General features: G+C 69.8%; 21 protein-coding genes and 1 pseudogene. 10 read left to right on the forward strand and 12 right to left on the reverse strand.

Annotated features, from left to right (window positions below; translation table 11 throughout):
* Positions 1 to 121: 121 nt before the first annotated feature.
* On the reverse strand, positions 122 to 799 hold the full coding sequence (locus A5655_RS24115) for a beta-xylosidase (RefSeq protein WP_067014644.1): 678 nt from the start codon (positions 797 to 799) through the stop codon (positions 122 to 124).
* A gap of 286 nt (positions 800 to 1085) precedes the next feature.
* Between A5655_RS24115 and gap the strand changes: the two genes are divergently transcribed.
* The 6 genes and pseudogenes from gap (at position 1086) to A5655_RS24145 (ending at position 8050) form a co-directional block, all read left to right on the forward strand.
* Positions 1086 to 2105 carry a type I glyceraldehyde-3-phosphate dehydrogenase gene (gene gap / locus A5655_RS24120; protein WP_067014647.1) on the forward strand — a complete coding sequence of 340 codons (1020 nt, stop codon included), beginning with the start codon at positions 1086 to 1088 and terminating at the stop codon, positions 2103 to 2105.
* A gap of 3 nt (positions 2106 to 2108) precedes the next feature.
* Positions 2109 to 3344, forward strand: coding sequence for a phosphoglycerate kinase (pgk, locus tag A5655_RS24125; protein WP_067014650.1), 1236 nt, complete (start codon positions 2109 to 2111; stop codon positions 3342 to 3344).
* A complete protein-coding gene (gene tpiA / locus A5655_RS24130) occupies positions 3341 to 4126 on the forward strand; it encodes a triose-phosphate isomerase (RefSeq protein WP_067014654.1) in 786 nt (261 codons plus the stop codon). The genes pgk and tpiA overlap by 4 nt, the downstream gene beginning before the upstream one ends.
* 30 nt (positions 4127 to 4156) lie before the next feature.
* Positions 4157 to 4390: a preprotein translocase subunit SecG gene (gene secG, locus A5655_RS24135; RefSeq protein WP_067014657.1), complete on the forward strand. Its 234-nt coding sequence runs from the start codon at positions 4157 to 4159 to the stop codon at positions 4388 to 4390.
* Between the two features lie 45 nt (positions 4391 to 4435).
* Positions 4436 to 7243 carry a phosphoenolpyruvate carboxylase gene (ppc, locus tag A5655_RS24140; RefSeq protein ID WP_067014660.1) on the forward strand — a complete coding sequence of 936 codons (2808 nt, stop codon included), beginning with the start codon at positions 4436 to 4438 and terminating at the stop codon, positions 7241 to 7243.
* A gap of 16 nt (positions 7244 to 7259) precedes the next feature.
* Positions 7260 to 8050 (forward strand): annotated as a pseudogene (locus tag A5655_RS24145) (DUF1206 domain-containing protein).
* Positions 8051 to 8052: 2 nt separating this feature from the next.
* On the opposite strand, the gene A5655_RS24150 reads toward A5655_RS24145, so the two are convergent.
* The 6 genes from A5655_RS24150 to tkt are packed head-to-tail and all read right to left on the reverse strand — an operon-like array spanning position 8053 to position 14891.
* Positions 8053 to 8442: an ATPase gene (locus A5655_RS24150; RefSeq protein WP_067014791.1), complete on the reverse strand. Its 390-nt coding sequence runs from the start codon at positions 8440 to 8442 to the stop codon at positions 8053 to 8055.
* The gene (gene pgl, locus A5655_RS24155) at positions 8442 to 9200 is read right to left on the reverse strand and encodes a 6-phosphogluconolactonase (RefSeq protein WP_067014663.1); all 759 of its coding nucleotides are present in this window, start codon (positions 9198 to 9200) and stop codon (positions 8442 to 8444) included. The genes A5655_RS24150 and pgl overlap by 1 nt, the downstream gene beginning before the upstream one ends.
* On the reverse strand, positions 9197 to 10108 hold the full coding sequence (gene opcA, locus A5655_RS24160) for a glucose-6-phosphate dehydrogenase assembly protein OpcA (RefSeq protein ID WP_067014795.1): 912 nt from the start codon (positions 10106 to 10108) through the stop codon (positions 9197 to 9199). Before opcA ends, pgl begins: the two co-directional genes overlap by 4 nt.
* Entirely contained in the window at positions 10105 to 11667 is a 1563-nt protein-coding gene (gene zwf, locus A5655_RS24165) for a glucose-6-phosphate dehydrogenase (protein ID WP_067014666.1), read from the reverse strand. The genes opcA and zwf overlap by 4 nt, the downstream gene beginning before the upstream one ends.
* Positions 11664 to 12785 (reverse strand): transaldolase, encoded by a 1122-nt coding sequence (gene tal, locus A5655_RS24170; RefSeq protein ID WP_067014669.1) that lies wholly within the window; start codon positions 12783 to 12785, stop codon positions 11664 to 11666. Before tal ends, zwf begins: the two co-directional genes overlap by 4 nt.
* Positions 12786 to 12800: 15 nt before the next feature.
* On the reverse strand, positions 12801 to 14891 hold the full coding sequence (tkt, locus tag A5655_RS24175) for a transketolase (protein WP_067014674.1): 2091 nt from the start codon (positions 14889 to 14891) through the stop codon (positions 12801 to 12803).
* A gap of 252 nt (positions 14892 to 15143) precedes the next feature.
* Between tkt and A5655_RS24180 the strand changes: the two genes are divergently transcribed.
* Positions 15144 to 16070 (forward strand): heme o synthase, encoded by a 927-nt coding sequence (locus A5655_RS24180; protein ID WP_067014677.1) that lies wholly within the window; start codon positions 15144 to 15146, stop codon positions 16068 to 16070.
* A 176-nt stretch (positions 16071 to 16246) separates the two neighbouring features.
* Here A5655_RS24180 and A5655_RS24185 read toward each other — a convergent pair whose 3' ends face one another.
* The gene (locus tag A5655_RS24185; RefSeq protein ID WP_067014679.1) at positions 16247 to 17221 is read right to left on the reverse strand and encodes a quinone oxidoreductase; all 975 of its coding nucleotides are present in this window, start codon (positions 17219 to 17221) and stop codon (positions 16247 to 16249) included.
* A 19-nt stretch (positions 17222 to 17240) separates the two neighbouring features.
* Between A5655_RS24185 and A5655_RS24190 the strand changes: the two genes are divergently transcribed.
* Positions 17241 to 17873, forward strand: a complete 633-nt coding sequence (locus tag A5655_RS24190; protein WP_067014682.1) for a hypothetical protein — start codon at positions 17241 to 17243, stop codon at positions 17871 to 17873.
* Here A5655_RS24190 and A5655_RS24195 read toward each other — a convergent pair.
* From A5655_RS24195 to mptB, 4 genes are all read right to left on the reverse strand, one after another.
* Positions 17823 to 18776 (reverse strand): heme A synthase, encoded by a 954-nt coding sequence (locus tag A5655_RS24195; protein ID WP_082978859.1) that lies wholly within the window; start codon positions 18774 to 18776, stop codon positions 17823 to 17825. The two genes, A5655_RS24190 and A5655_RS24195, sit on opposite strands and share 51 nt — an antisense overlap.
* Positions 18777 to 18901: 125 nt before the next feature.
* Positions 18902 to 19612 (reverse strand): ABC transporter permease, encoded by a 711-nt coding sequence (locus tag A5655_RS24200; RefSeq protein ID WP_231999265.1) that lies wholly within the window; start codon positions 19610 to 19612, stop codon positions 18902 to 18904.
* Between the two features lie 77 nt (positions 19613 to 19689).
* A complete protein-coding gene (locus tag A5655_RS24205; RefSeq protein ID WP_156765018.1) occupies positions 19690 to 20631 on the reverse strand; it encodes an ABC transporter ATP-binding protein in 942 nt (313 codons plus the stop codon).
* A complete protein-coding gene (gene mptB, locus A5655_RS24210; RefSeq protein WP_067014688.1) occupies positions 20628 to 22316 on the reverse strand; it encodes a polyprenol phosphomannose-dependent alpha 1,6 mannosyltransferase MptB in 1689 nt (562 codons plus the stop codon). Before mptB ends, A5655_RS24205 begins: the two co-directional genes overlap by 4 nt.
* 287 nt (positions 22317 to 22603) lie before the next feature.
* Between mptB and A5655_RS27510 the strand changes: the two genes are divergently transcribed.
* A complete protein-coding gene (locus A5655_RS27510; protein WP_082978860.1) occupies positions 22604 to 23626 on the forward strand; it encodes an MEDS domain-containing protein in 1023 nt (340 codons plus the stop codon).
* A complete protein-coding gene (locus A5655_RS24220; RefSeq protein WP_067014691.1) occupies positions 23623 to 24471 on the forward strand; it encodes an MEDS domain-containing protein in 849 nt (282 codons plus the stop codon). The genes A5655_RS27510 and A5655_RS24220 overlap by 4 nt, the downstream gene beginning before the upstream one ends.
* The last annotated feature ends 28 nt before the right edge of the window (positions 24472 to 24499 follow it).

Below are 24499 nucleotides of genomic sequence, written 5' to 3' on the forward strand. Positions count from 1 at the left end.
CCGCCGCCACAGCCGAAGCCGCAGCCGCCGCTGCTGTGGGAAGCCCCGCCTAGCTAAGCGACGAAAAACCCGCCGGGCTTGCCCCGGCGGGTTTTTCGCGTAAGTGGGAGCAGAATCCGCGTCAGCGCGCGGGCCCGGGCGCGGTCGGCTGACCGGGCGCCGGGCCGCCGGCCGGCGCCGGACCGGTCGGCGCGCCCTTACCGGTCCCGGACATGTCGATGATCGGGGCGGCCGGGGCCGCGACGTCCAGGGGGCCACCGGCGAGGGCGATCAGCGGGGCGCCGACCGGCACCACCGGCACCGGGGCGCCCACCGGGATCGGGGCGCCCACCGGGATGGGCGCGCCCACGGGGACCGGTGCACCCACCGGCACCGGGGCGCCGACCGGAACGGGCGCACCCACCGGCACGGGCGGCCCGAGGGCGATCAGCGGGGCACCGGCCGGCACCACCGGGACCGGCCCGGGCGCCACGATCGGGACGCCGGACATGTCGGTAAGCGGGGCGCTGGACGTGCACACGGTGGCGGCCGGGGCCGGTCCGCCGGGTCCCGGCGCGCCGCCTCCCGGCCCGCTGACCGGTGTGCCGCCCGCCGCCGGCGCGCCCCCGGCCAGTGGTCCGGCGGCGCCCGCCGGCCCGCCCGCTGCCGGCGCGCCGGCCTCGCCGGACTGCCCCTGGATGCACGCGTAGCCGCCCGTCTTGAGCGGGGTGGCTGCCGCATCGGGGCTCAACGCTATGGCGGCCCCGCACAGCCCGGCGATGGCACCAACTGTGATGTTGAACCGATCAAAGCCCGTCATCAACGTCGACTCCTTTAGCATTCGCAATCAAATGCGGCAGCAGAACCGCATAGCTGTCCCGCAGCCGAGTCGAATGTATGACTCGCCGTTGCTATTGCACACGCGACGATTCCGGGGCTTATCGAACCGATACAAACCAGACACGCTCCGGTTATGCGCCCCGCCTTTCGCGGCGCCGGGGCCCGGACTGTTACCGGCACGCGGTGGCGCCCGTCACTGCTCTAGGCTGGCGGCGAGCGCGTAATCAGCGGACTCAGGAAGACCTCGGAAGACAGGGAGAGATCAAGTGACGGTCCGAGTGGGTATCAACGGCTTCGGTCGAATCGGACGCAATTTCTATCGGGCGTTGCTGGCTCAGCTGGAGCAGGGCACGGCCGATATCGAGGTGGTGGCGGTCAATGACATCACCGACAACGCCACGTTGGCGCATCTGCTCAAATTCGACTCGATCCTGGGCCGGTTGCCCTACGACGTGAGCCTGGACGGCGAGGACACCATCGTGGTGGGCAGCCACAAGATCAAGGCGCTCGAGGTGCGCGAGGGCCCGGCGGCGCTGCCGTGGGGCGACCTGGGCGTCGACGTCGTGGTCGAATCCACGGGCCTGTTCACCAACGCGGCCAAGGCCAAGGGCCACCTGCAGGCCGGGGCCAAGAAGGTGATCATCTCCGCGCCGGCCACCGACGAGGACATCACCATCGTGCTGGGGGTCAACGACGACAAATACGACGGCAGCCAGGACATCATCTCCAACGCCTCGTGCACGACGAACTGTCTGGCGCCGGTGACCAAGGTGCTCGATGACGAGTTCGGCATCGTCAAGGGGTTGATGACCACCATCCACGCCTACACCCAGGATCAGAACCTGCAGGACGGTCCGCACAAGGACCTGCGCCGGGCGCGGGCGGCCGCGCTGAACATCGTGCCGACCTCCACGGGTGCGGCCAAGGCGATCGGGCTGGTGATGCCCAATCTGAAGGGCAAGCTGGACGGCTATGCGCTGCGGGTGCCGATCCCGACCGGCTCGGTCACCGACCTGACCGTCGAGTTGTCCAAGGCCGCCAGTGCCGCGGACATCAACGCCGCGTTCAAGGCCGCCGCCGAGGGCCGGCTGAAGGGCATCCTGAAGTACTACGACGCGCCGATCGTGTCGGCCGACATCGTCACCGACCCGCACAGCTCGATCTTCGACTCCGGGCTGACCAAGGTCATCGACGACCAGGCCAAGGTGGTGTCCTGGTACGACAACGAATGGGGCTACTCCAACCGCCTCATCGACCTCGTCGCGCTGGTCGGCAAGTCCCTGTAGACCGTGAGCATCCCGACTCTCGAAGACCTTCTGGCCGAGGGTGTCTCGGGCCGCGGCGTGCTGGTGCGCTCCGACCTGAACGTCCCCCTGGATGACGGCGCCATCACCGACGCCGGCCGCATCACCGCGTCGGTGCCGACGCTGAGGGCGCTGCTCGAGGCCGGCGCCAAGGTCGTGGTCGCCGCGCACCTGGGCCGTCCCAAGGACGGCGCCGACCCGAAGCTGTCGCTGGCGCCGGTCGCCGCCGCGCTCGGCGACCAGCTCGGCCGGCACGTGCAGCTGGCCGGCGACGTCGTCGGCACCGATGCCCTGGCCCGCGCCGAGGGCCTGACCGACGGCGACATCCTGCTGCTGGAGAACATCCGCTTCGATCCGCGCGAGACCAGCAAGGACGACGGCGAGCGGCTGGCGCTGGCCCGGCAGCTGGCCGAATTGGTCGGGCCCACGGGCGCTTTCGTCTCCGACGGCTTCGGCGTGGTGCACCGCAAGCAGGCCTCCGTCTACGACGTCGCCACCCTGCTGCCGCACTACGCGGGCACGCTGGTGGCCGCCGAGATACGGGTCCTGGAGCAGCTCACCAGCTCGACCACCCGGCCCTACGCGGTGGTGCTCGGCGGCTCGAAGGTGTCCGACAAGCTCGGCGTGATCGAGTCGCTGGCCACGAAGGCCGACAGTATCGTGATCGGCGGCGGCATGTGCTTCACCTTCCTTGCCGCGCAAGGCCTTTCGGTGGGCACGTCGCTGCTCGAAAACGACATGATCGACACCTGCCGCCGGCTGTGTGACACCTACGCCGACGTGCTTCACCTTCCGGTGGACATCGTGGTGGCGGAGAAGTTCGCCGCCGACTCGCCGCCGGACACCGTGGCCGCCGACCGCATTCCGCAGGACAAGATGGGCCTGGACATCGGGCCCGAGTCGGTCAGGCGGTTCACCACCCTGCTGTCCAACGCCGAGACCATCTTCTGGAACGGCCCGATGGGGGTGTTCGAGTTCCCGGCGTTCGCCGCCGGAACCAAGGGCGTGGCCGAGGCCGTCGCCGCGGCGACCGGCAAGGGCGCCTTCAGCGTGATCGGCGGCGGCGACCCGGTGGACGCGGTGCGCGCGCTCGGCATCCCCGAGGGTGACTTCTCGCACATCTCGACCGGCGGCGGCGCCTCGCTGGAATACCTGGAGGGCAAGACGCTGCCGGGCATCGAAGTGCTGGGCCGCCCCCAGCCCGCAGGAGGGGACTCGTGAGCCGCAAGCCACTGATCGCCGGCAACTGGAAGATGAACCTCAATCACTTCGAGGCGATCGCGCTGGTGCAAAAGATCGCGTTCGCGTTGCCGGACAAGTACTACGACAAGGTCGACGTCACGGTGATCCCGCCGTTCACCGACCTGCGCAGTGTGCAGACCCTGGTCGACGGCGACAAGCTGCGGCTCACCTACGGCGCCCAGGACCTGTCCCCGCACGACTCGGGCGCCTACACCGGCGACATCAGTGGTGCCTTCCTGGCCAAGCTGGGCTGCCAGTTCGTCGTCGTCGGCCACTCCGAGCGGCGCACCTACCACCACGAGGACGACGCGCTGGTGGCCGCGAAGGCCGCCGCCGCGCTCAAGCACGAGCTCACCCCGATCGTGTGCATCGGCGAGCATCTGGAGACCCGCGAGGCGGGCGAGCACGTCGGCTACTGCGAAAACCAGCTGCGCGGCTCGTTGGCCGGGCTGTCGGCCGAGCAGATCGCCAAGGTGGTGATCGCCTACGAGCCGGTCTGGGCGATCGGCACCGGCCGGGTGGCCAGCTCCGCCGACGCCCAGGAGGTGTGCGCGGCGATCCGGAAAGAGCTGGCGTCCCTCGCATCGTCGAAGGTCGCCGAAAGCGTCCGGGTGCTCTACGGCGGTTCGATGAACGCGAAGAACGTGAGCGACCTCGTCGCCCAGGAGGACGTCGACGGCGGCCTGGTCGGGGGCGCGTCGCTGGACGGGGAGCAGTTCGCCACGCTGGCGGCCATCGCCGCCGGCGGGCCGCTGCCGTGACGCCGCCGCACCGCCGGTAAACTGCACACCATGCAACTGGCCCTGCAGATCACCCTGGTCGTGACCAGCATCCTGGTGGTGCTGCTGGTGCTGCTGCACCGCGCCAAGGGTGGCGGCCTGTCGACGCTGTTCGGCGGCGGCGTGCAGTCGAGCCTGTCCGGGTCGACGGTCGTGGAGAAGAACCTCGACCGGCTGACGGTGTTCATCGTCGGCATCTGGCTGGTGTGCATCATCGGCGTGGCCCTGCTCATCAAGTACCGCTGACCGCTCGACGGGCGGGCCGCGCGATCCGCCTCGATACTGGGACGCATGGCTGAGGCTTCCGACACCGCGCTCGAACCGATCGGTGCCGTCCAACGCACCCGGGTTGGCCGCGAGGCGACGGAGCCGATGCGCGCCGATATCCGGCTGCTGGGCACCATCCTCGGTGACACCGTGCGCGAGCAGAACGGCGACGAGGTCTTCGAGCTCGTGGAACGCGCGCGGGTGGAGGCCTTCCGGGTGCGGCGCTCCGAAATCGACCGTGCCGACATGGCGCGGATGTTCGACGGCATCGACATCCACCAGGCCATCCCGATCATCCGGGCGTTCAGCCACTTCGCGCTGCTGGCCAACGTCGCCGAAGACATCCACCGCGAACGCCGCCGCGACATCCACGTCGCCGCCGGCGAGCCACCCCAGGACAGCAGCCTCGCCGCGACATACGCGAAACTCGATCTGGCGGAGCTCGATTCGGCCACCGTGGCCGACGCGCTGCAGGGCGCGCTGGTGTCCCCGGTGATCACCGCCCATCCCACCGAGACCCGCCGGCGCACCGTGTTCGTCACCCAGCACCGCATCACCGAGCTGATGCGGCTGCGCGCGGCCGGGCACACCGAGACCGACCACGGCCGCAATATCGAGCTCGAGTTGCGCCGCCAGGTCCTGACCCTGTGGCAGACCGCGCTGATCCGGCTGTCCCGGCTGCAGATCACCGACGAGATCGACGTGGGCCTGCGGTACTACCCGGCCGCGCTGTTCGAGGTGATCCCGCAGGTCAACGCCGAGGTGCGGGAGGCGCTGCGCGCCCGCTGGCCCGGCGCCGACCTGCTTTCGGCGCCCATCCTGCAACCCGGGTCCTGGATCGGGGGCGACCGCGACGGCAACCCGAACGTGACCGCCGACGTCGTGCGGCGGGCCACCGGCAGCGCCGCGTTCACCGCCCTGGCGCACTACCTGGCCGAACTGACCGAGCTCGAACAGGAGCTGTCGATGTCGGCGCGGCTGATCACCGTCACCCCCGAACTGACCGCGCTGGCCGAGGGCGGCGACGAGAGCGCCCGCGCCGACGAGCCCTACCGGCGCGCGGTGCGTACGGTCCGGGCCCGGCTCACCGCGACCGGCGCCGCGATCCTGGACCGGCGCCCGCAGCACGAGCTCGACCTGGGCCTGCGGCCGTACTCCGGCCCGGCGGAATTGCGGGCCGACCTGGACGTCGTCGATGCCTCGCTGCGCACGCACGGCGCCGAGCTGCTGGCCGACGACCGGTTGGCCCGGCTGCGGGAAAGCGTGCACACCTTCGGGTTTCACCTGTCCGGCCTGGACATGCGGCAGAACTCCGACGTGCACGAGGAGGTGGTCGCCGAGCTGTTGGCTTGGGCCGGGGTGCATCCGGACTACGGCTCGCTGGCCGAGGACGAGCGGGTCGCGCTGCTGGCGGGGGAGCTGGGCACCCGCCGCCCGCTGGTCGGCGACCGCGCCCAACTGTCCGACCTGGCCCGCGGCGAGCTCGCCGTCGTCGCGGCCGGCGCGCGCGCCGTCGAACTCTACGGCCCGGCGGCGGTGCCCAACTACATCATCTCGATGTGCCAGTCGGTGTCGGACGTCCTGGAGGCCGCGATCCTGTTGAAGGAGGCCGGGCTGCTGGACGCGTCCGGCCCGGAACCCTATTGCCCCCTGGGCATTTCGCCGCTGTTCGAGACCATCGACGACCTGCACAACGGGGCGTCGATCCTGCAGGCGATGCTGGACCTGCCCATCTACCGGGCGCTGGTGGACGCCCGCGGCGGGTGCCAGGAGGTGATGCTGGGCTACTCCGACTCCAACAAGGACGGCGGGTACCTGGCCGCCAACTGGGCCGTCTACCGGGCCGAGCTCACCCTCGTCGAGGTGGCCCGCAAGACCGGAATCCGGTTGCGGCTCTTCCACGGTCGCGGCGGCACCGTGGGACGCGGCGGCGGCCCCAGCTACCAGGCGATCCTGGCGCAGCCGCCGGGAGCGGTGAACGGCTCGCTGCGCCTCACCGAGCAGGGCGAGGTGATCGCCGCCAAATACGCCGAACCGCAACTGGCCCGGCGCAACCTGGAGAGCCTGGTGGCGGCGACCGTCGAGTCGACGCTGCTGGACGTGGAAGGCCTGGGCGACGCCGCGGAACCGGCCTATGCGGTGCTCGACGAGGTGGCCGCGCTGGCGCACCGCGCCTACGCCGAATTGGTGCACGAGACACCGGGTTTCGTCGAGTACTTCAAGGCGTCCACGCCGGTCAGCGAGATCGGGTCGCTGAACATCGGCAGCCGGCCGACCTCGCGCAAGCCCACCGAATCCATCTCTGACCTGCGCGCCATCCCGTGGGTGCTGGCCTGGAGCCAGTCGCGGGTGATGCTGCCGGGCTGGTACGGCACCGGCGCGGCCTTCGAGCAGTGGATCGCGGCGGGCCCCCAGGGCGAGGCCGAGCGGGTGGCGATCCTGCACGAGCTGTACGAGCGGTGGCCCTTCTTTCGCAGCGTGCTCTCGAACCTGGCGCAGGTGCTCTCCAAGAGCGACCTGGGCCTGGCCGCGCACTACGCCGAGCTGGTCGCCGACGAATCGTTGCGGCACAGGGTGTTCGACAAGATCGCCGACGAGCACCGGCGCACCATCGCCATGCACAAGCTCATCACCGGTCAGGACGACCTGCTCGCCGACAACCCGGCGCTGGCCCGCTCGGTGTTCAACCGCTTCCCGTATCTCGAGCCGCTGAACCACCTGCAGGTGGAGTTGCTGCGCCGCTACCGCTCCGGGGACGACGACGAGTTGGTGCAGCGCGGCATCCTGCTGACGATGAACGGTCTGGCGAGCGCGTTACGCAACAGCGGCTGACGGGCATTCAGATGCCATGGACTCGGCGCAAGTGGCCCAAAACGGCGTCTTCGAGCGGCTCGCCCGGGCGGGCTACGTGGTCAACGGGCTGCTGCACCTGATCGTCGGCTACCTCGCGTTCCGCGTCGCGTTCGGCGACGGCGGCACCGCCGACCAGACCGGCGCGCTGGCGACGCTGGCGGGCAAACCCGGCGGCCCGGTCGCGCTGTGGATCGCCGCGGCCGCCCTGCTGACGATGGGGCTGTGGCGGCTCGTCGAAACCGTCCTCGGCCGCTCGAGCGATCGGCGGCCGGACGGCTCGTCGTCCGGCGCGTGGGACCGGGCGAAGGCTTTCGGGCTGGCGGCGGTCTATCTGGCGTTCGCCTACTCGGCGTTCGGATACGCCCGGGGTGCGGGAAGGCCGGCCGATCAACAGAATTCGACCATCAGCGCCCGCCTGATGCAGACCACCGCCGGCACGGTCGCGCTCATCGCCTGCGGCCTGGTCATCGTCGCCGTGGGCGGCTACCACGTGTACAAGGGCGCCAGCCGCAACTTCGTCGGCGACCTCAAGGGCAAGTCCGGTGACCTGGTGCGCCGCCTCGGCGCGGCCGGCTACGTCGCGAAGGGCGTGGTGATCGCCGGCACCGGGGGACTGATCGTCGTCGCCGCCTGCCGCTCGGAACCGAAGAAGGCCACCGGGCTCGACGGGGCGCTGAAAACGCTCGGCGCGCAACCTACGGGGCGGCGATGTTGATCGCCGCCGGCACGGGGATCATCACCTACGGCCTGTACAGCTTCGTCATGGCCCGATCGACCAAGATGTAGGGCTAGCGGTTGCGCAGCCGGTCCAGCACCCCGCGCACGGCGTGCTCGGTGGCCGCCAGCGGCGTCATCATCGTCTCGCCCACCTTCACCATGTCGTCGATCCGCTGCACGATGGCCTCCACCGGCTCGACCAGCACGATCAGCCGCTTGGCGAGGTCGTCGAGGCTGGCGAGGGTGCCGTCGAGGTGATCCAGCCCGGCCTCCATCCGTTCGACCGTGGCGTTGAGGTTGGTGAGCGAGCTGTTCAGCTCCTTCATCGTGGTGCTCAGGCCGTCGAGGACGTCCTCGACCTGCTCGACGGTCTTGTCGGCGTTCAGCGCGGCCTGGGTGAGGGTCTTGATCCGGCTTCGCTCGGGGCCCCCGCGCGCGGTTCTGTCTGCCATGACGGCAATTATGACTCGGGCCGGTCGGCCGGAAGCTTGGCCGCCGCCTCCCGGTCGAGCAGCCAGAGCGTGGTCTCGATCCCGACGGCCCCGGCGGCCGGCACCGACGCCGGCGAGGCGCCGTCGATCGCGGCGGCGGCCGCGTCGGCCTTGCCCGCCCCGGACACCATCAGCCACACCTCGCGGGAACGCCGGATTGCGGGCAGCGTCAACGTGATTCGCTGCGGAGGCGGTTTGGGGGAGTCTTCGACCCCGACCACCAGGCGGCTGGTCTCGCGCACCGCGGGGGTGTCCGGGAACAGGGAGTTGATGTGGCCCTCAGGGCCCATTCCCAGCAGGTGGACGTCGAAATCCGGCGCCGGCTGGCCGGGTTCGGCGTTGGCGGCCAGCAGCTGCTCGTAGGCCAGCGCCGCGGCGGCGAGGTCCGCGCCGAATTCGCCGTCGCTGGCCGGCATCGTGTGTACCTGGCTGGACGGGATGTCGACGTGATCGAGCAGGGCCTCCCGCGCCTGCTTGTCGTTGCGCTCGTCGTCGTCCTCGGGCACGTAGCGCTCGTCGCCCCAGAACAGGTGCACCTTGGACCACTCGATGTCCCGCGAGCGCGTGCGGAGGTATTTCAGCAGCCCGATGCCGTTGCCGCCACCGGTCAGCACGATCAGGGCCCGCCCCCGGGCCGCCGTGGCGTCCTGGATGGCCTTGATCAGCCGTGCGCCCGCGGCCTCGACGAGGGCGTCGCCGTCTTCGAAAACTTCGACGATGGGGCTCATACGTATTGCACCTTCTTAATGCCCTCCAGCGCTGTTCGGTAGATCTCGTCGGCGTCCAGCCGGCGCAGGTCCTCGGCCAGGCACTCGCCGGTTTCCCTGCGCGCCAACGGAACCAGGGCGTCCGGCTTGGCGGTGCGGCTCAGCGTGGCGGTCCTGCCGTCCTGGGGCCGGCTGAGCACGATGGTCTCGCTCTGGCGTGCCAGCTCGACTTTGAGCTCGCCGACGGCCCGGCGCACCGGACCGTCGATCCGGCTGGCCAGCCAGCCCGCCAGGATGTCGAGGGCCGGCTCGGTCTTGAGGCCGGAAACCACCGCCGCCTCGATCGGTTCGTGCGGCGGCTGGTCCACCGCGGAGGTCAGCAGCGCGCGCCAGTAGGTGATGCGCGACCAGCACAGGTCGGTGTCGCCGGCGGTGTACCCCGGCAGGCGGCTCCTGATCGCTTCCAACGGGTCGATGCCGTTGGTGGCGTCGGTGATGCGCCGGATCGCCAACTTGCCCAACGGGTCCTGCGCCGGCTTCTCCGGGGCGACGTCGGGCCACCACGCCACGACGGGAATGTCGGGCAGCAGGAACGGAACGACCACGCTGGCCGCGTGGCCGGCCAGCGGCCCGGACAGCTTCAGGATCACCACCTCGCTGGCGCCGGTGTCGCCGCCCGAGTGCAGCTGCGCGTCCAGGCGCGGCTCGTCGGCGTAGGGGTCGCCCCGCATCGTGACGATGATCCGGCTGGGGTGCTCGTGGCTGGCGTCGTTGGCGGCCTTGAGCGATTCCTCCAGCACGTCCTCGCTGTCCGGCGCGATGAGCAGCGTCAGCACCCGCCCCATCGTGACGGCACCGATCTTTTCGCGGAGCTCGTCGAGTTTCTTGTTGACCGCCGTGGTGGTGGTGTCGGGCAGGTCGACAATCACGGCCGCCGCCATTCCCGCCCGGTGCGGCGCAGCATCTCGAACGCCGACTCCGGACCCCAGGTGCCGGCCTCGTACGGGTCGGGCTTGCCGTGCGCCGCCCAGTTGTCGAGGACGGGATCGAGGATCTCCCAGGCCAATTCGACCTCGTCGTTGACCGGGAAAAGGGACGGCTCGCCGAGCAGCACGTCGAGGATGAGCGCTTCGTAGGCCTCCGGCGATTCCTCGGCGAAGGCCGACCCGTAGGAAAAGTCCATGTTGACGTCGCGGACCTCCATCGCGGTGCCGGGCACCTTGGAGCCGAACCGCAGCGTGATCCCCTCGTCGGGCTGCACCCGGATGACCATGGCGTTGGCGCCCAGCTCGTCGGTCATGGTCGCGTCGAACGGCAGAAACGGCGCGCGCTTGAACACCAGGGCGATCTCGGTCACCCTGCGGCCCAGGCGTTTACCGGTCCGCAGGTAGAACGGCACGCCGGCCCAGCGGCGGGTGTCGACCTCGAGTGTGATGGCGGCGAACGTCTCGGTGGTGGAGTCCTTGGCGAACCCCTCCTCGTCGAGCAGCCCGACGACCTTCTCGCCGCCCTGCCAGCCGCCGGTGTACTGGCCCCGGCTGGTGGTCTCGTCGAGCGGTTCGGCGAGCTGTGTCGCCGAGAGCACCTTGATCTTCTCGGTTTGCAGCGCGGCGGGATTGAAGCTGATCGGTTCCTCCATCGCGGTCAGCGCCAGCAGCTGCATGAGATGGTTCTGGATGACGTCGCGGGCCGCGCCGATGCCGTCGTAGTAGCCGGCCCGCCCGCCCAGCCCGATGTCCTCGGCCATCGTGATCTGCACGTGGTCGACGTAGTGCGCGTTCCAGATCGGATCGAACAACTGGTTGGCGAACCGCAGCGCCAGGATGTTGCGGACCGTCTCCTTGCCCAGGTAGTGGTCGATCCGGAACACCGCCTCCTCGGGGAAGACGGCGTTTACGGTTTTGTTCAGCTCGCGGGCGCTTTCCAGGTCGTGCCCGAAGGGCTTCTCGATGACCACTCGGCTCCACCGGTCGCCCTGCGGGCGGGCCAACCCGGACCTGTGCAGCTGCTCACACACCACCGGGAAGGCGTTCGGCGGGATCGCCAGGTAGAAGGCGTGGTTGCCGCCGGTGCCGCGCTCGGCGTCGAGCTTCTCCAGCGTCTCGGCGAGCCGGGCGAACGCCTCGTCGTCGTCGAAAGCGCCCGGCACGAAACGGAATCCCTCGGCCAGCCGCTCCCAGTTCTCCTCCCGGAACGGCGTGCGGCAATGCTCCTTGACGGCCTGGTAGACCACCTTGCGGAAGTCCTGCGTCTGCCAGTCCCGGCGGGCGAAACCGACCAGCGAGAAGGTGGGCGGCAGCAGCCCGCGATTGGCCAGGTCGTAGATGGCCGGCATCACCTTCTTGCGGGCCAGGTCGCCGGTGACGCCGAAGATCACCATGCCGCACGGGCCGGCGATCCGGGGCAGTCGCTTATCTTGCTTGTCCCGCAACGGGTTTCGCCACTGTGTGGCGTCGCGGGAGCCCACCTTCGAGCCCGCTGGGCTCATTTGCCGAGGGAATCGAGTTGCTTCTGCGTCTCTTCCAACAGCTCGGTCCAGGACTCCACGAACTTGTCCACGCCTTCTTTTTCCAGCACCACGAATACGTCGGTCAGGTCGACGCCGACCGCGGCCAGCTTGTCGAACACCTCCTGTGCGGCCGATGCGGTGCCGGTGACGGTGTCGCCCTTGACATCTCCGTGATCGGCGACGGCGTCGATCGTCTTCTCGGGCATGGTGTTCACCGTGTTCGGCGCCACCAGCTCGGTGACGTAGAGGGTGTCGGAGTAGTCGGGGTTCTTGACGCCCGTCGAAGCCCACAGCGGGCGCTGCACCCGCGCGCCGTCGGACTGCAGCGCCCCGTAGCGATCGCCGCCCTTGAAGACCTCCTCATAGGCGGCGTACGCCAGCCGGGCGTTGGCGACGCCGGCCTTGCCGCGCAGCGCGAGCGCGTCTTCGGAGCCGATCTTTTCCAGCCGCTTGTCGACCTCGGTGTCCACCCGGGAGACGAAGAACGATGCCACCGAATGGATCTTGGACAGGTCGTGTCCGGCTTCGCGCGCCTTCTCCAGCCCCTCCAGGTAGGCGTCCATCACCTGGCGGTGCCGCTCGACGGAGAAGATCAGCGTGACGTTGACCGAAATCCCTTCCGCCAGAACGGAAGCGATCGCCGGAATGCCGGCCTTGGTCGCGGGGATCTTGATGAACAGGTTCGGCCGGTCGACGATCTTCCACAGCTCGACGGCCTGCGCGGTGGTCTTGTCGGTGTCGTCGGCCAGTCGCGGGTCGACCTCGATGGACACCCGGCCGTCGACGCCGTCGGAGGCCTCCCACTGCGGCCGCAGCACGTCGCACGCGTTGCGCACGTCGTCGGTAGTGACGGTGCGAATGGTGGCGTCCACGTCGGCACCGCGCTCGGCCAGCTCGGCGATCTGGCCGTTGTACGTGTCGCTGTCGGCGAACGCCTTCTGGAAGATCGACGGGTTGGTGGTCACGCCGACAACGCTTTTGGTGTCGATCAGCTCCTGCAGGTTGCCCGACTGCAGCCGCTCCCGCGACAAGTCGTCCAGCCAAACGGACACCCCGGCTGCGCTCAGCGCCGCGAGGTTGGGGTTCTGACTGGCCATGTGAATCACCCTTTCTCAGTTATCGACTACCTGCTCCGCGGCCGCCGCGACGGCTTCGGCGGTAAAGCCGAACTCACGGAACAAAGTCTTGTAATCGGCGGATTCGCCGTAGTGCTCGATCGACACGATCCGGCCGGTGTCGCCGACGAGCTTGTGCCAGGACTGCGCGACGCCCGCCTCGACGGCCACCCGCGCCGACACCGACGGGGGCAGGACGCTGTCGCGGTACTCCTCGGGCTGCGACTCGAACCACTCCACGCACGGCATCGACACCACCCGCGCGACGATGTCCCTGTCCGCCAACAGGTTTCGCGCCTCGACCGCGAGCTGGACCTCGGAGCCGGTGGCGATCAACACCACGTCCGGCTCGTCGCCGCCGTCATCGCCGAGTACGTAGCCGCCGCGGCCCACGCCCTCGAAGTCGGTGCCCGCCAGCACCGGCACGCCCTGGCGGGTCAGGATCAGGCCGACCGGGCCGCTGCCGTTGCCGCGGGCCAGGATCGTGCGCCAGGCGTAGGCCGTTTCGTTGGCATCGGCGGGGCGCACCACCGACAGGTTGGGGATGGCGCGCAGCGCCGCCAGGTGCTCGATGGGCTGGTGCGTCGGGCCGTCCTCGCCCAGCCCGATCGAGTCGTGCGTCCACACGTAGATGGTGTCGATGTCCATCAGCGACGCCAGGCGCACCGCCGGGCGCATGTAGTCAGAGAACTGCAGGAACGTGCCGCCGTAGGCCCGGGTGGGGCCGTGCAGCACGATGCCGGACAGGATGGCGCCCATCGAGTGCTCACGAACGCCGAAGTGCAGCGTGCGCCCGTACCAGTCGGCGGAGTAATCCTTCGTCGAAATTGACGGCGGCCCAAACGATTTGACGTTGTCCATGGTGGTGTTGTTGCTGCCCGCCAGGTCGGCCGAGCCGCCCCACAGCTCCGGCAGTTTCGGGCCCACCGCGTTGAGCACCTTGCCCGACGCCGCGCGGGTGGCCAGCGGCTTGTCGTCCGGTGTCCAGGTGGGGATGTCCGCGTCCCAGCCGTCGGGCAGCTTCTCGGCGGTCAGCCGGTCCAGCAGCGCCTTGCGCTCGGGCTCGCGCTGCGCCCACGCGTCGAACTCCGCCTGCCACTTCTCGTGCGCTTCTTTGCCGCGGTCCACCAGCTTGCGGGTGTGGGCGATGACCTCGTCGCGCACCTCGAAGTTCTTGTCCGGATCGAAACCCAGGATCTTCTTGACGGCCGCGACCTCGTCGTCCCCGAGGGCCGCGCCGTGCGCCTTGCCGGTGTTCATCAGGTTGGGCGCGGGGTAGCCGATGATGGTGCGCAGCTCGATGAACGACGGCCGGTCGGTGACGGCCTTGGCGTTGGCGATGGCCTCCTCGATGCCGACGACGTTCTCGCCGCCTTCCACCCGCTGCACGTGCCAGCCGTAGGCCTCGTAGCGCGCGGCGGTGTCCTCGCACAGCGCGATGTTGGTGTCGTCCTCGATTGAGATCTGGTTGTGGTCGTAGAACACGATGAGGTTGCCGAGCTGCTGCACGGCCGCCAGCGACGACGCCTCGGACGTCACGCCCTCCTCGATGTCCCCGTCGGAGGCGATCACGAAGATGTGATGGTCGAACGGGCTGGTGCCCGGCTCGGCGTCCGGATCGAACAGCCCCCGCTCATAGCGCGACGCCATCGCCATCCCGACCGACGAGGCCAGGCCCTGGCCCAGGGGGCCGGTGGTGATCTCAACGCCCTTGGTGTGCCGGAACTCCGGGTGCCCGGGCGTCTTGGATCCCCATGTGCGCAACGACTCGATGTCGGAGAGCTCCAGGCCGAACCCGCCGAGGTACAGCTGCAGGTACAGCGTCAGGCTGCTGTGCCCGGCCGACAGCACGAACCGGTCGCGACCCAGCCAGAAGGTGTCGCTGGGGTCGTGGCGCATCGCTCGCTGAAACAGGGTGTAGGCCAGCGGGGCCAGGCTCATGGCCGTCCCGGGATGGCCGTTGCCGACTTTCTGGACCGCGTCGGCGGCCAGCACCCGGATCGTGTCGACCGCGGCCGAATCGATCTCGGCCCAGTCGTCGGGCAGGTGCGGTTGGGTCAGCGTGGAGATCTCTTCGAGTGTCGTCACAGCCTCAGTCCTTGGGTCATCAAGCTGATATTGCCTACCCTAATGCGGGAGTGCCGGCTCCTGCAGCGCAGAGTTTCGGGTACCCAACGCCGGCCGCTGTGAAAATTACGCCCTCGTTGCCTGGGCTTTGCAATCAGTTCGGAATTGTCGGGAGAATCCTTTTCGGACCCTCCGGGCAGGCGGCCGCCGGCACGCGGTCTACCATCGTGCGTAGTAGATGCTGCGCGCTGCTGCGACCCGAGGAGTTATTGCGTGAGCGTTCGCGGGCGCGCCGCGCCGAGCGGAGTACCGACCCGAGTTCAGGGGACGGTGCTGGCGTACCTGGCGCTCACCAAGCCGCGGGTGATCGAACTGCTGCTGGTCACCGCGATACCGGCGATGCTGCTGGCCCACCGCGGCGCCGTGAACCCGCTGCTGATCCTGAACACGCTGATCGGCGGGATGCTGGCCGCCGGCGGCGCCAACACGCTCAACTGCGTGGCAGACGCCGACATCGACAAGGTGATGAAGCGCACCGCGCGCAGGCCGCTGGCGCGGGCCGCGGTGCCGACGCGAAACGCGCTGGTGCTGGGACTGGTGCTCAGCGTGGGCTCGTTCTTCTGGCTGTGGTGGACCACGAACCTGCTGTCGGGACTGCTGGCCATCGCCACCATCGCGTTCTACGTTTTCGTCTACACCCTGTTGCTCAAGCGCCGCACCTCGCAGAACGTCGTGTGGGGCGGGGCGGCCGGCTGCATGCCCGTGATGATCGGCTGGTCCGCGGTCACCGGCACCATCGGCTGGCCCGCGCTGGTGATGTTCGCGATCATCTTCTTCTGGACGCCCCCGCACACGTGGGCCCTGGCGATGCGTTACAAGGACGACTACAAGGCGGCCGGCGTCCCGATGCTGCCCGCGGTGGCGACCGAGCGTCAGGTCACCAAGCAGATCCTGATCTACACCTGGCTGACGGTGCTCGCGACGCTGGCGCTGGCGCCCGCCACCGGCTGGGTGTACGCGGCGGTCGCCCTGCTTGCCGGGGTGTGGTTCCTGGCGATGGCCCATCAGCTGTACGCCGGCGTGCGCGCCGGCGAGCCGGTCAAGCCGCTGCGCCTGTTCCTGCAGTCGAACAACTACCTCGCGGTGGTGTTCTGCGCGCTGGCGGTCGACTCGGTGATCGCGCTGCCGACGCTGCTGTAGCCGGGGTTAGTCCCATCGGCCACATTGGTCTCTCGCGGCGCGCGGGACCCGGTGTGCCCGCCTCGCAGCGACTTTCGTTGCGGCAGAGGTGGGGGGTGAAAATCCACCGACTGCGCAGGTGCACATCGCCGACCCCTTCCTTTTCTGGGGCCGTGGTGAAAGTTGTGCTCTAGCCGCTAGGGCAGCAGCACGATCGAGCCCGTCGTCTTGCGGCCCTGCAGGTCCTGGTGTGCCCGCGCGGCCTCCGCGAGCGGGTAGCGCCCGCCGACCTCGATGGTGATGCCGCCGCCGGCGATCGCGTCGAACAATTCGCCCGCGCGCCAATGGAACTCGTCGCCGGTGCGGATGAAGTGCGCCAGCGACGGCCGGGTCAGGAACACCGAGCCGGCGGCGTTGAGGCGCTGTGGGTCGAACGGCGGAACCGGGCCACTCGCGGCGCCGAACAGCGCCAGGGTGCCGCGCACGGCCAGGCTGGCCAGGCTGGCGTCGAACGTCGTCGCGCCCACGCCGTCGTACACCGCGGCCACCCCTTCGCCCGCCGTCAATTCGCGGATCTGCCGGCCGAATTCGTCCGGGTCGTCGGGGTAGGAGAGCACCTCGGCCGCGCCGGCCTCCTCGGACATCCGCGCCTTCTCCGGCGTGGAGACCGTGGTGATCACCCGCGCGCCGAGCAGCGTCGCCCACTGCGTCAGGATCAGCCCGACGCCGCCGGCGCCCGCATGCACCAGCACCGTGTCCCCGGTTTTGACCGGATACACCGACTTCAGCAGGTAGTGCGCGGTCAGGCCCTTCAGCATCACCGAGGCCGCCACCTCGGACGTCACGCCGTCGGGCACCTTGGCCGTCAAAGCCGCTGGGGCGGTGGCGAATTCGGCGTACGCACCGGTCGCCGCGGCGGTGCCCACCCGGTCACCCGCGCCGAGGCCGTCGACCCCGTCTCCGGTGGCGACGACGGTGCCGGACGTCTCCTGGCCGAGGAGGAACGGCACCTGCCGCGGGTACTGCCCGGAGCGGAAATACGTGTCGATGTAGTTGACGCCGATGGCCTCGGCCTTGATCATGACCTCGCCGGGACCGGGCGTGGGCTCGGGGGCTTCGACGTAGCGCAGGACTTCGGGACCACCGGTTTCGCTGACTTCGATTGCGTGCATGTGGATATCATGCCCGGGCATGAGGCTGGCCCGGCCGGACGTCTTCCATCCGCGCATCGTGCTGGCGGGCGGTAAGCGACACGACGACGACGCCGGGCTGGTGCCGGCGCTGCGAACCCGTGGGCTGCACGCTCGCTGGTTGTCCTGGGACGATCCCGAGACACTCGGCGCCGACCTGGTGATCCTGCGGGCAGCCCCCGACCGCCGCGACGAATTCCTCGCCTGGATCCGCCGTGCGCGCCACCTGCTCAACCCGCCCGACGCGGTCGCGTGGAACCTCGGCGAGCGGTACCTGCGCGACCTGGCGGACGAAGTCCCCGTCGGCGGAGTCGGCGAGAAGTCGCTGATCCTTCTCGGCGGGCAGCGGTCGCACGCCTGGCCCGCCGAGCCGGAATTCGAGACCTGGGATTTGGGCTACGCGGCGCTCGCCTGTGCCGCCCGGCACGCCGGCATCGAGCCCGGCGAATTGCTCTACGCGCGCGTCGATATCAGCGACGACCGAGTGAGCGGGCTCGACCTCGTCGCGCCGTCGCTGGGCTGGTCGCATCTCGACGCCGACGCCCGCGGGCGCGCCCAGCGCGGGTTCGCCCTCGCCGTGGAGTCAGCCTGCGAGCGGCTGGGGCTCGGCCCGTTCTCGCATCGACGCCCATAGCGCCGCCGTCGCCGCCGTGCAGGCCGCCGCGCCGGCCACGTGCACCGCGACCAGGGCGGCGGGCACGCCGGTGTAGTACTGCGTGATGCCCACGACGGCCTGGGCGCACACCAGGGCGACCAGCACGCCCAGCCGCAGCCGGATCGCCCGGCCGGCGCCCACCGCCAGCAGCCCGAAGCCGAGCCCGACCAGCAACGCCAGGTAGGCGACCAGCAGCGACGAATGCGCGTGCACCAGGGTGGTGATCTCGACCTTCAGCCGGGGCACCGTCCGGCTGGGGCTGCGGTCGCCCGCGTGCGGGCCGGCGGCGGTCACCAGCGTGCCGGTGACCAGCACCGCCGCCAGGTTCACCGCGCTGAGCGCGGTCAGCGCGCGCAGCGGCCGGGCCACCCGGTCGTGGACCACGCCACCGTCGGGCTCTCCCACCTTGACGTAGAGCAACACCGACAGCCACACCATCGTCATCGACGTCAGCAGGTGCACGGCTACCGTCCACCACAGCAACCCGGTGCGCACGGTGACGCCGCCGATCACCGCCTGCACCACCGTCGACACCGGCATCAGCCACGCATAGACCAGGACCTCGGTGCGCCGGCGCGCGCGCGTCACGGCCAGGACCGCCAGCGCCGCGGCGATCACCACGGCGAAGGTGATCATCCGGTTGCCGAACTCGACGGCCTGGTGAATGCGGGGTACCTCGGCCACGGCGACCGGGGTGAAGCTGCCGGGAAAGCACTGCGGCCAGGTGGGACAGCCCAGGCCCGAGGCGGTGACGCGCACGATGGCGCCGGTGACCGCGATGCCGCCCTGGGTGAGGATGACGAGCGCGGCGACCACCCGCTGGGCGCGCAGGCTGGGGTCGGGGAGCAGGTCCACCAACCGCCGCAGCGTTCGTCGTAGCACCGCCCGATCGTAAGGGCTCCTACGCCGCGTAGTAGAAGCGGCCTCGTCGCCGAGACATAAACCACGCACACCCGTTGCGGCGAGTCGTGTGCGTGGTTGCAGTGTCGCGGGCGGGCCCCGGCCGTCTAGGTGAAGCGGAACCAGCGCAGCGCGGCCAGCGCGGCCAGCGCGCCCCACACCGCCAGGACGACGACCCCGAACCAGTCCACCGACAGCGTCATCGCCTGCGAGAGCGCCTCGGTGAGCGCGCCCGACGGGGTGAGCCGCGCCGCCCACTTGACCGCCGTCGGGATCACCTTCATCTCCACGGTCAGCGCGCCGAGCCCGGCGAACACGAACCACATCAGGTTGGCGACCGCGAGCACGATCTCGGCCCGCAGCGTCCCGCCGAGCAGCAGCCCCAGCGCCGCGAAGCCCGCGGTGCCCAGCGCGATGACCGCCGCGCCCAACAGCAGTGCCGTGGGCGCGGGGCGCCAGCCGAGCGCAAAACCGATGGCGCCCAACAGGATTGCCTGCAGGAACACCACCGTGACCACCGCCAGCGACTTGCCGGCGATGATGCCCCAGACCGGCAGCGGGGTGGCCCCGAGCCGTTTCAGGGCGCCGTAGCGGCGATCGAACGCGACGGCGATCGCCTGCCCGGTGAACGCCGTCGAGATGACCGCGAGGGCCATGATGACCGGGACGAACGTGGCGGCCCGGTTGCGGCCGAAATCGCCGAAGGGCAGCAGCGACAGCCCGACCAGCAGCGTGATCGGGATGAACATGGTCAGCAGCAATTGCTCGCCGTTGCGCAGCAGCAGCTTGAGCTCCAGCCCGAACTGCGCCGCGAGCATCCGCGGCACGGCGCTGGGGCGCGGGTCGGGTTTGAAGGTCCCCGCGGGGAAGGTGTTCGACTGGGTCCCTGAATGAGTCAAGGCCGTAGCTTCCTGCCGGTGAGGTCGAGGAAGACGTCCTCGAGGCTGCGTTGCTCGACGCGCATGTCGGTGGCCAGCACGTCGATCTGCGCGCACCACGCCGTGACGGTCGCCAGCACCTGCGGGTCCACCGGGCCCTCGACCAGGTACTCGCCCGGCGTCACCTCGGTGGCCTTGTAGTCCTCCGGCAGCGCGGCAGCCAGCAGGGACAGGTCGAGGCGCGGCGGCGCGGTGAACCGCAGCTGGTCCTTGGCGCCCGCGCGCATCAGTTCCGTCGGGGTGCCCGAGGCCACCGTCACCCCGTGGTCGATGATCACCAGCCGATCGGCGAGTTCCTCGGCCTCCTTGAGCTGGTGGGTGGTCAGCACCACGGTCACGCCGTCGCGGCGCAACGCGTCGATGAGCTCCCAGACCAGCAGCCGGGCGTGGGCGTCCATCCCGGCGGTGGGCTCGTCGAGGAACACCAGCTCGGGCCGGCCGACCAGCGCGCAGGCCAGCGCGAGCCGCTGCTGCTGCCCGCCGGAGAGCCGCCGGTAGGTGGTGCGGGCCGCGTCGGTGAGGCCGAGGGTGTCCAGCAGCCACGCCGGGTCCAACGGGTCGGCGGAGTAGGCGGCCACCAGGTTGAGCATTTCGCCCGCCCGCGCCGCGGGATAGCCGCCACCGCCCTGCAGCATCACCCCGATGCGGGCGCGCAGCCGCGCGTTGTCGGCGATCGGGTCGAGGCCCAGCACCTGGATGGTGCCGGCATCGGGGCGCACGAAGCCCTCGCACATCTCGACCGTCGTGGTCTTACCCGCGCCGTTGGGTCCGAGCAGGGCCAGCACCTCGGCGGCGTGCACCTCCAGATCGAGGTTGGAGACCGCCGTCGTGGACCCGTATTGCTTGGTGACCCCGCGCAGCCGCACCACCGTGTCGGGCGTTTCGGGGAGCGGGCTCACGTGGAATCAGCGTAGGCGTCGGGCTTCGGGGTCTCGGCGGCAGCCGGGGCGGGCAGCTTCATCACCGCCTCGCCGTTGGTTTCCGGGCCTCTCGGCGGCAGCTGTCGCCACGGCAGGCGGGTGTAGGTGAACGCGATCAGCACCGCGACGATGAGGCTGCTGGCCAGCGTGGCATCAATGATCTGAAACAGGGCGAAGCGATCGCCGTTGGCCGTCGGGCCGAAGATGCCGACGACGAGGGTGATGACGATGACCGCCACCCGGAAGCCCGGGCGCGTCGCCCAGGCCGCCAGCGGGATGATGGCCCACAGCAGATACCAGGGCTGCACCACCGGGAACAGCAGCACGCAGATGCCCAGCGCGACGCCCAGGCCGCCGATCGGATGCAGCCTCCCACGGAAGACCGCCACCAGCAACCAGGCCACCAGCACCGTGATGATCAGCACGCCGATGCCACGCGTCAGCCCCAGCACCGCGGTGGTGTGATCGCCCAGCCCTAGCAGGATGCCCACCTGGCCGGTCCCGAGGGCCAGCAGCGTCGGCGGCGACATCCAGCTGCGCACCACGTTGGCGGTGCCCAGCGTGTAGATCCAGCCGAAGCCCAGCCCGCTGGCCCAGCCGACCAGGGCCATCACCGCCACCGCCAGCGCCGCCATCCCGCCGCCCGCCAGCAGCAGGGCGCGCAGGTTGCCCCCGCAGCGGTAGGCCAGCGCCATCGTCACGAATCCCAGCGCCAGCAGCGACGGCAGCTTCACCTGCGAGGACAGCGTGATCAGGATCGCACCCGCCAGCAGCATCCCCAACGGTTCCCAATCCGGGCCCGGCCGCCACGAGGTGGGCAGCAGTCGCGGAGAGTCGATGCCGCGCAGCGCGAACTCGGCGCCGGCCAGCATCAGCCCGAGCATCAGCGCCTCGTTGTGGACCCCGGCGACCAGGTGCATGATCAGCAGCGGATTGGCGGCCCCCAGCCACAGCGCGCTCACCTCGGCGACGCCGCAGCGCCGGGCCAGCCGCGGGGTGGCCCACACGATCAGGCCCACGCCGACCAGCACCACCAGCCGGTGGCACAGCACGGCGGCGACGATGTTCTCCCCGGTCAGCGCCGAGATGCCGCGCCCGATCCACAGGAACAACGGGCCGTAGGGCGCCGGCGTCTCGCGCCACAGGGTGGGCACCGACAGCGTGAACACGTGGCCGAGACCCAGCCCGGACGCCGGGCCCACTTTGTAGGGGTCGAGCCCCTCCAGCGAGATCTGGCTCTGGGCCAGGTAGGAGTAGACGTCCTTGCTGTACATCGGCGGCGCGATCAACAGCGGCAGCGTCCACAGCAGCAGGGTGCGGTCCAGGTCGCCGCGCGACATCCGCCGGTTGCCCAGCGCGAACCGCCCCAGCATCAGCCAGGCCAGCGCCATCATCACCGCGCCGGTCGTCGTCATCGTCAGCGAGACGGTCTGGATGCGCGACGGCAGGTTGAGCAGCCGGACCCCGAAGGTGGGGTCCTGCACGACGGGCCGCGCGCCGGCGCCCAGCGCGCCGATCGCCATCAGGACGGTGCCGGTGGCGCCGAACAGCCGGGTGCGCTGCAGCGCGTTGAGCTCGGTATCGTTCAGCGGCGAACCCACCGCTTGCTCGTCGCCGTGCAGGCTGGCGATCGACGAGCTCAGCGTGTGGTGGCGGGCTGCCATCAGAGCAGCGTAGCGGTAGCGACAGGGCGGGATGGGGAAGCGGGCCGGGCCATAGCGCTCCGCACGAGCGCGTGGTCAAGGCTCGAGGACCGCCATCAATGGAAGCCGCGACCAGCGCTCCCACACACCAGCTCCCGGCCGCAAACGTTCGAACGGGCATTTGCTCGGCGCTTTTCCGTGGCGATGGTCCGCTACGCGAACGGGTGGCGATTCACGCTTTTGCCCAAGCGCGACGAGTTAGCCAGTGGCCTAACGCATAATCGTCGTCGTCAACTAAAATCTCCGCTATGAGTGCCGCGCTGGTCCCCGTCGACCCTCATGACCACGTCGTGCAGGTCTATGGCGAGGACGGCGAGCTCGTCGACGAGGTCAGCCGGTTCCTGGCCGAAGGGCTGGCCGCCGACGCCGCGGTTGTTGTCATTGCCACCCGGGCGCACCGAGATGCCTTCGTCCGCCGCATCGGCGAGCATGGCGTCGACATAGCGGCGGCCCGTGACGCTGGGCGGTACCACTCGCTGGATGCCGCTGAGGTGTTATCGAGCTTCACAGTAGATGGCGCCTTGTGCCGGGAACGGTTCGTCGAGGTCGTCAGCGGGCTCATTGCCGCCGCGAGTGGCGGTCGGAGGAGGGTGCGAGCCTACGGCGAAATGGTCGCTCTGTTGTGGGCAGACGATGACGTCGCCGGGGCAGTCCAGCTTGAGACATTGTGGAATGACCTCATGCGTACCCAACAGTTCTCGCTGTACTGCGCCTACCCCGCGGCGGTCCTGTCGAGCGGCGCTGACTTGGCGGCCATCCAGGGGGTGTGCGCGCAGCATTCCAGCCTCTTGGGGCCCACGACGTATCAGTCGCCGGACGCCGCCACTGTGGACCCGGGTCGCGACCAAGACGCCACGACGTCTGAGTTCTCCGAGATCTACGTCCCGGTGCCGAGCGCCGTTCGAGCCGCCCGACGCTTTGTGGAAGCCCGTCTGCGGGCGTGGGGAGAGGATGCGGTCCTCGATGACGCGGCGATAGTGGTGTCGGAATTGGCGGCAAACGCGGTTACGCATGCCCGCTCCGCGTTCCGCGTGTCAATCGCGCGGGCCGATGCCAATGTGAAGGTGGCGGTCGAGGATTTGAGCGGCGACCTGCCTATACGGGACGAATCCGATCGGGCCTTGTCCGGCAGGGGGCTCGTTTTGGTGGGCGCGATCTGCAGTCGGTGGGGAGTCGAAACCGGCCCATACGGCAAGCGGGTCTGGGCAGACATTCCCGCTCGGCTCTGGGACGCAACGCCGGCACGTACCGGACAGCCGGCGGCGCTATGAGCAATGGGCGAAGCCGCGGCCGCAGCGATCATGTCTGCTGGGCCTACACGACCCGCTCCGAGCGGGACGCCGCCGCGATCGAGTGGTTGCTCGAAGGGGTCAAGCTCGGACAACGACCGGTTGCCGTGGCTCACGATGACGATGCCGGCGCCGGCTTGCTGGGAGCATTCGCCAACGCGTCCGGCGCCGAACCCGTCCAGGCATTGGACTACATCAGCATTGACCAGTTTTACGACCTGACGGCGCCCATCGATATCGATGCCCAGCTCTCGCGGTACTCGAATGAAGTGGCACGTGCCGTGGCCGACGGTTTCAACGGCCTGCGGGTGTTCTGCGACATCACCACCCTGATCGCCGACGCCGCCCGTCGCCCCCGCCATGCCCGTTGGGAACACGCGGCTGATGCATGGATAGCCGCCGGCAACCCCTTGGCACCGTTGTGCGCCTACGACGTCGGCATGCTGGGCGATGAGGGTTCGGCGGTGATGGCCCTGCACCCGCGTCGTCATGGCCATGACTCAGCTGTGACTCCGTTTGGCCTGTACTGCGGGTCTTCGCGTCGGGTGCTCGAGGGCGAGATCGACGCCTTCGGCGTACCGGTTTTTGCCGAGGCACTCGCGGCCCTGCCGGATGGTCCCATCGACATCGATGTCCGCGGACTGTCTTTCCTCTGCGCTCGCGGTGCGGTCACCGTTGCACAGCTGGCTGACCGGGGCGAGGCGGACCGGGCAGGGTTGCGGCTGCTCGGTGCTCGGCCCGTCATCCGGCGCGTGTGGGACATTCTCGACCTGGATCCCGACATGCTCCCGCAAGCCTGCGAGACAGACGCACCCGTTTGCGTGTAGGCCCTTCGCCGCCGTTGCCGAAGATGGC

The organism is Mycobacterium sp. 1081908.1 (assembly GCF_001673535.1).
Lineage (GTDB): Bacteria > Actinomycetota > Actinomycetes > Mycobacteriales > Mycobacteriaceae > Mycobacterium.

What these genes read in the sequence shown, in the direction of transcription:
- pgl (WP_067014663.1), bottom strand. Translation starts at nt 9,200, where the DNA reads ATGAGCCCCATCGTCGAAGTTTTCGAAGACGGCGACGCCCTCGTCGAG.
- A5655_RS27510 (WP_082978860.1), top strand. Translation starts at nt 22,604, where the DNA reads ATGAGTGCCGCGCTGGTCCCCGTCGACCCTCATGACCACGTCGTGCAG.
- mptB (WP_067014688.1), bottom strand. Translation starts at nt 22,316, where the DNA reads ATGGCAGCCCGCCACCACACGCTGAGCTCGTCGATCGCCAGCCTGCAC.
- ppc (WP_067014660.1), top strand. Translation starts at nt 4,436, where the DNA reads ATGGCTGAGGCTTCCGACACCGCGCTCGAACCGATCGGTGCCGTCCAA.
- tal (WP_067014669.1), bottom strand. Translation starts at nt 12,785, where the DNA reads ATGGCCAGTCAGAACCCCAACCTCGCGGCGCTGAGCGCAGCCGGGGTG.
- A5655_RS24190 (WP_067014682.1), top strand. Translation starts at nt 17,241, where the DNA reads ATGAGGCTGGCCCGGCCGGACGTCTTCCATCCGCGCATCGTGCTGGCG.
- A5655_RS24115 (WP_067014644.1), bottom strand. Translation starts at nt 799, where the DNA reads ATGACGGGCTTTGATCGGTTCAACATCACAGTTGGTGCCATCGCCGGG.
- zwf (WP_067014666.1), bottom strand. Translation starts at nt 11,667, where the DNA reads ATGAGCCCAGCGGGCTCGAAGGTGGGCTCCCGCGACGCCACACAGTGG.
- A5655_RS24200 (WP_231999265.1), bottom strand. Translation starts at nt 19,612, where the DNA reads ATGCTCGCGGCGCAGTTCGGGCTGGAGCTCAAGCTGCTGCTGCGCAAC.
- secG (WP_067014657.1), top strand. Translation starts at nt 4,157, where the DNA reads ATGCAACTGGCCCTGCAGATCACCCTGGTCGTGACCAGCATCCTGGTG.
- A5655_RS24220 (WP_067014691.1), top strand. Translation starts at nt 23,623, where the DNA reads ATGAGCAATGGGCGAAGCCGCGGCCGCAGCGATCATGTCTGCTGGGCC.
- A5655_RS24185 (WP_067014679.1), bottom strand. Translation starts at nt 17,221, where the DNA reads ATGCACGCAATCGAAGTCAGCGAAACCGGTGGTCCCGAAGTCCTGCGC.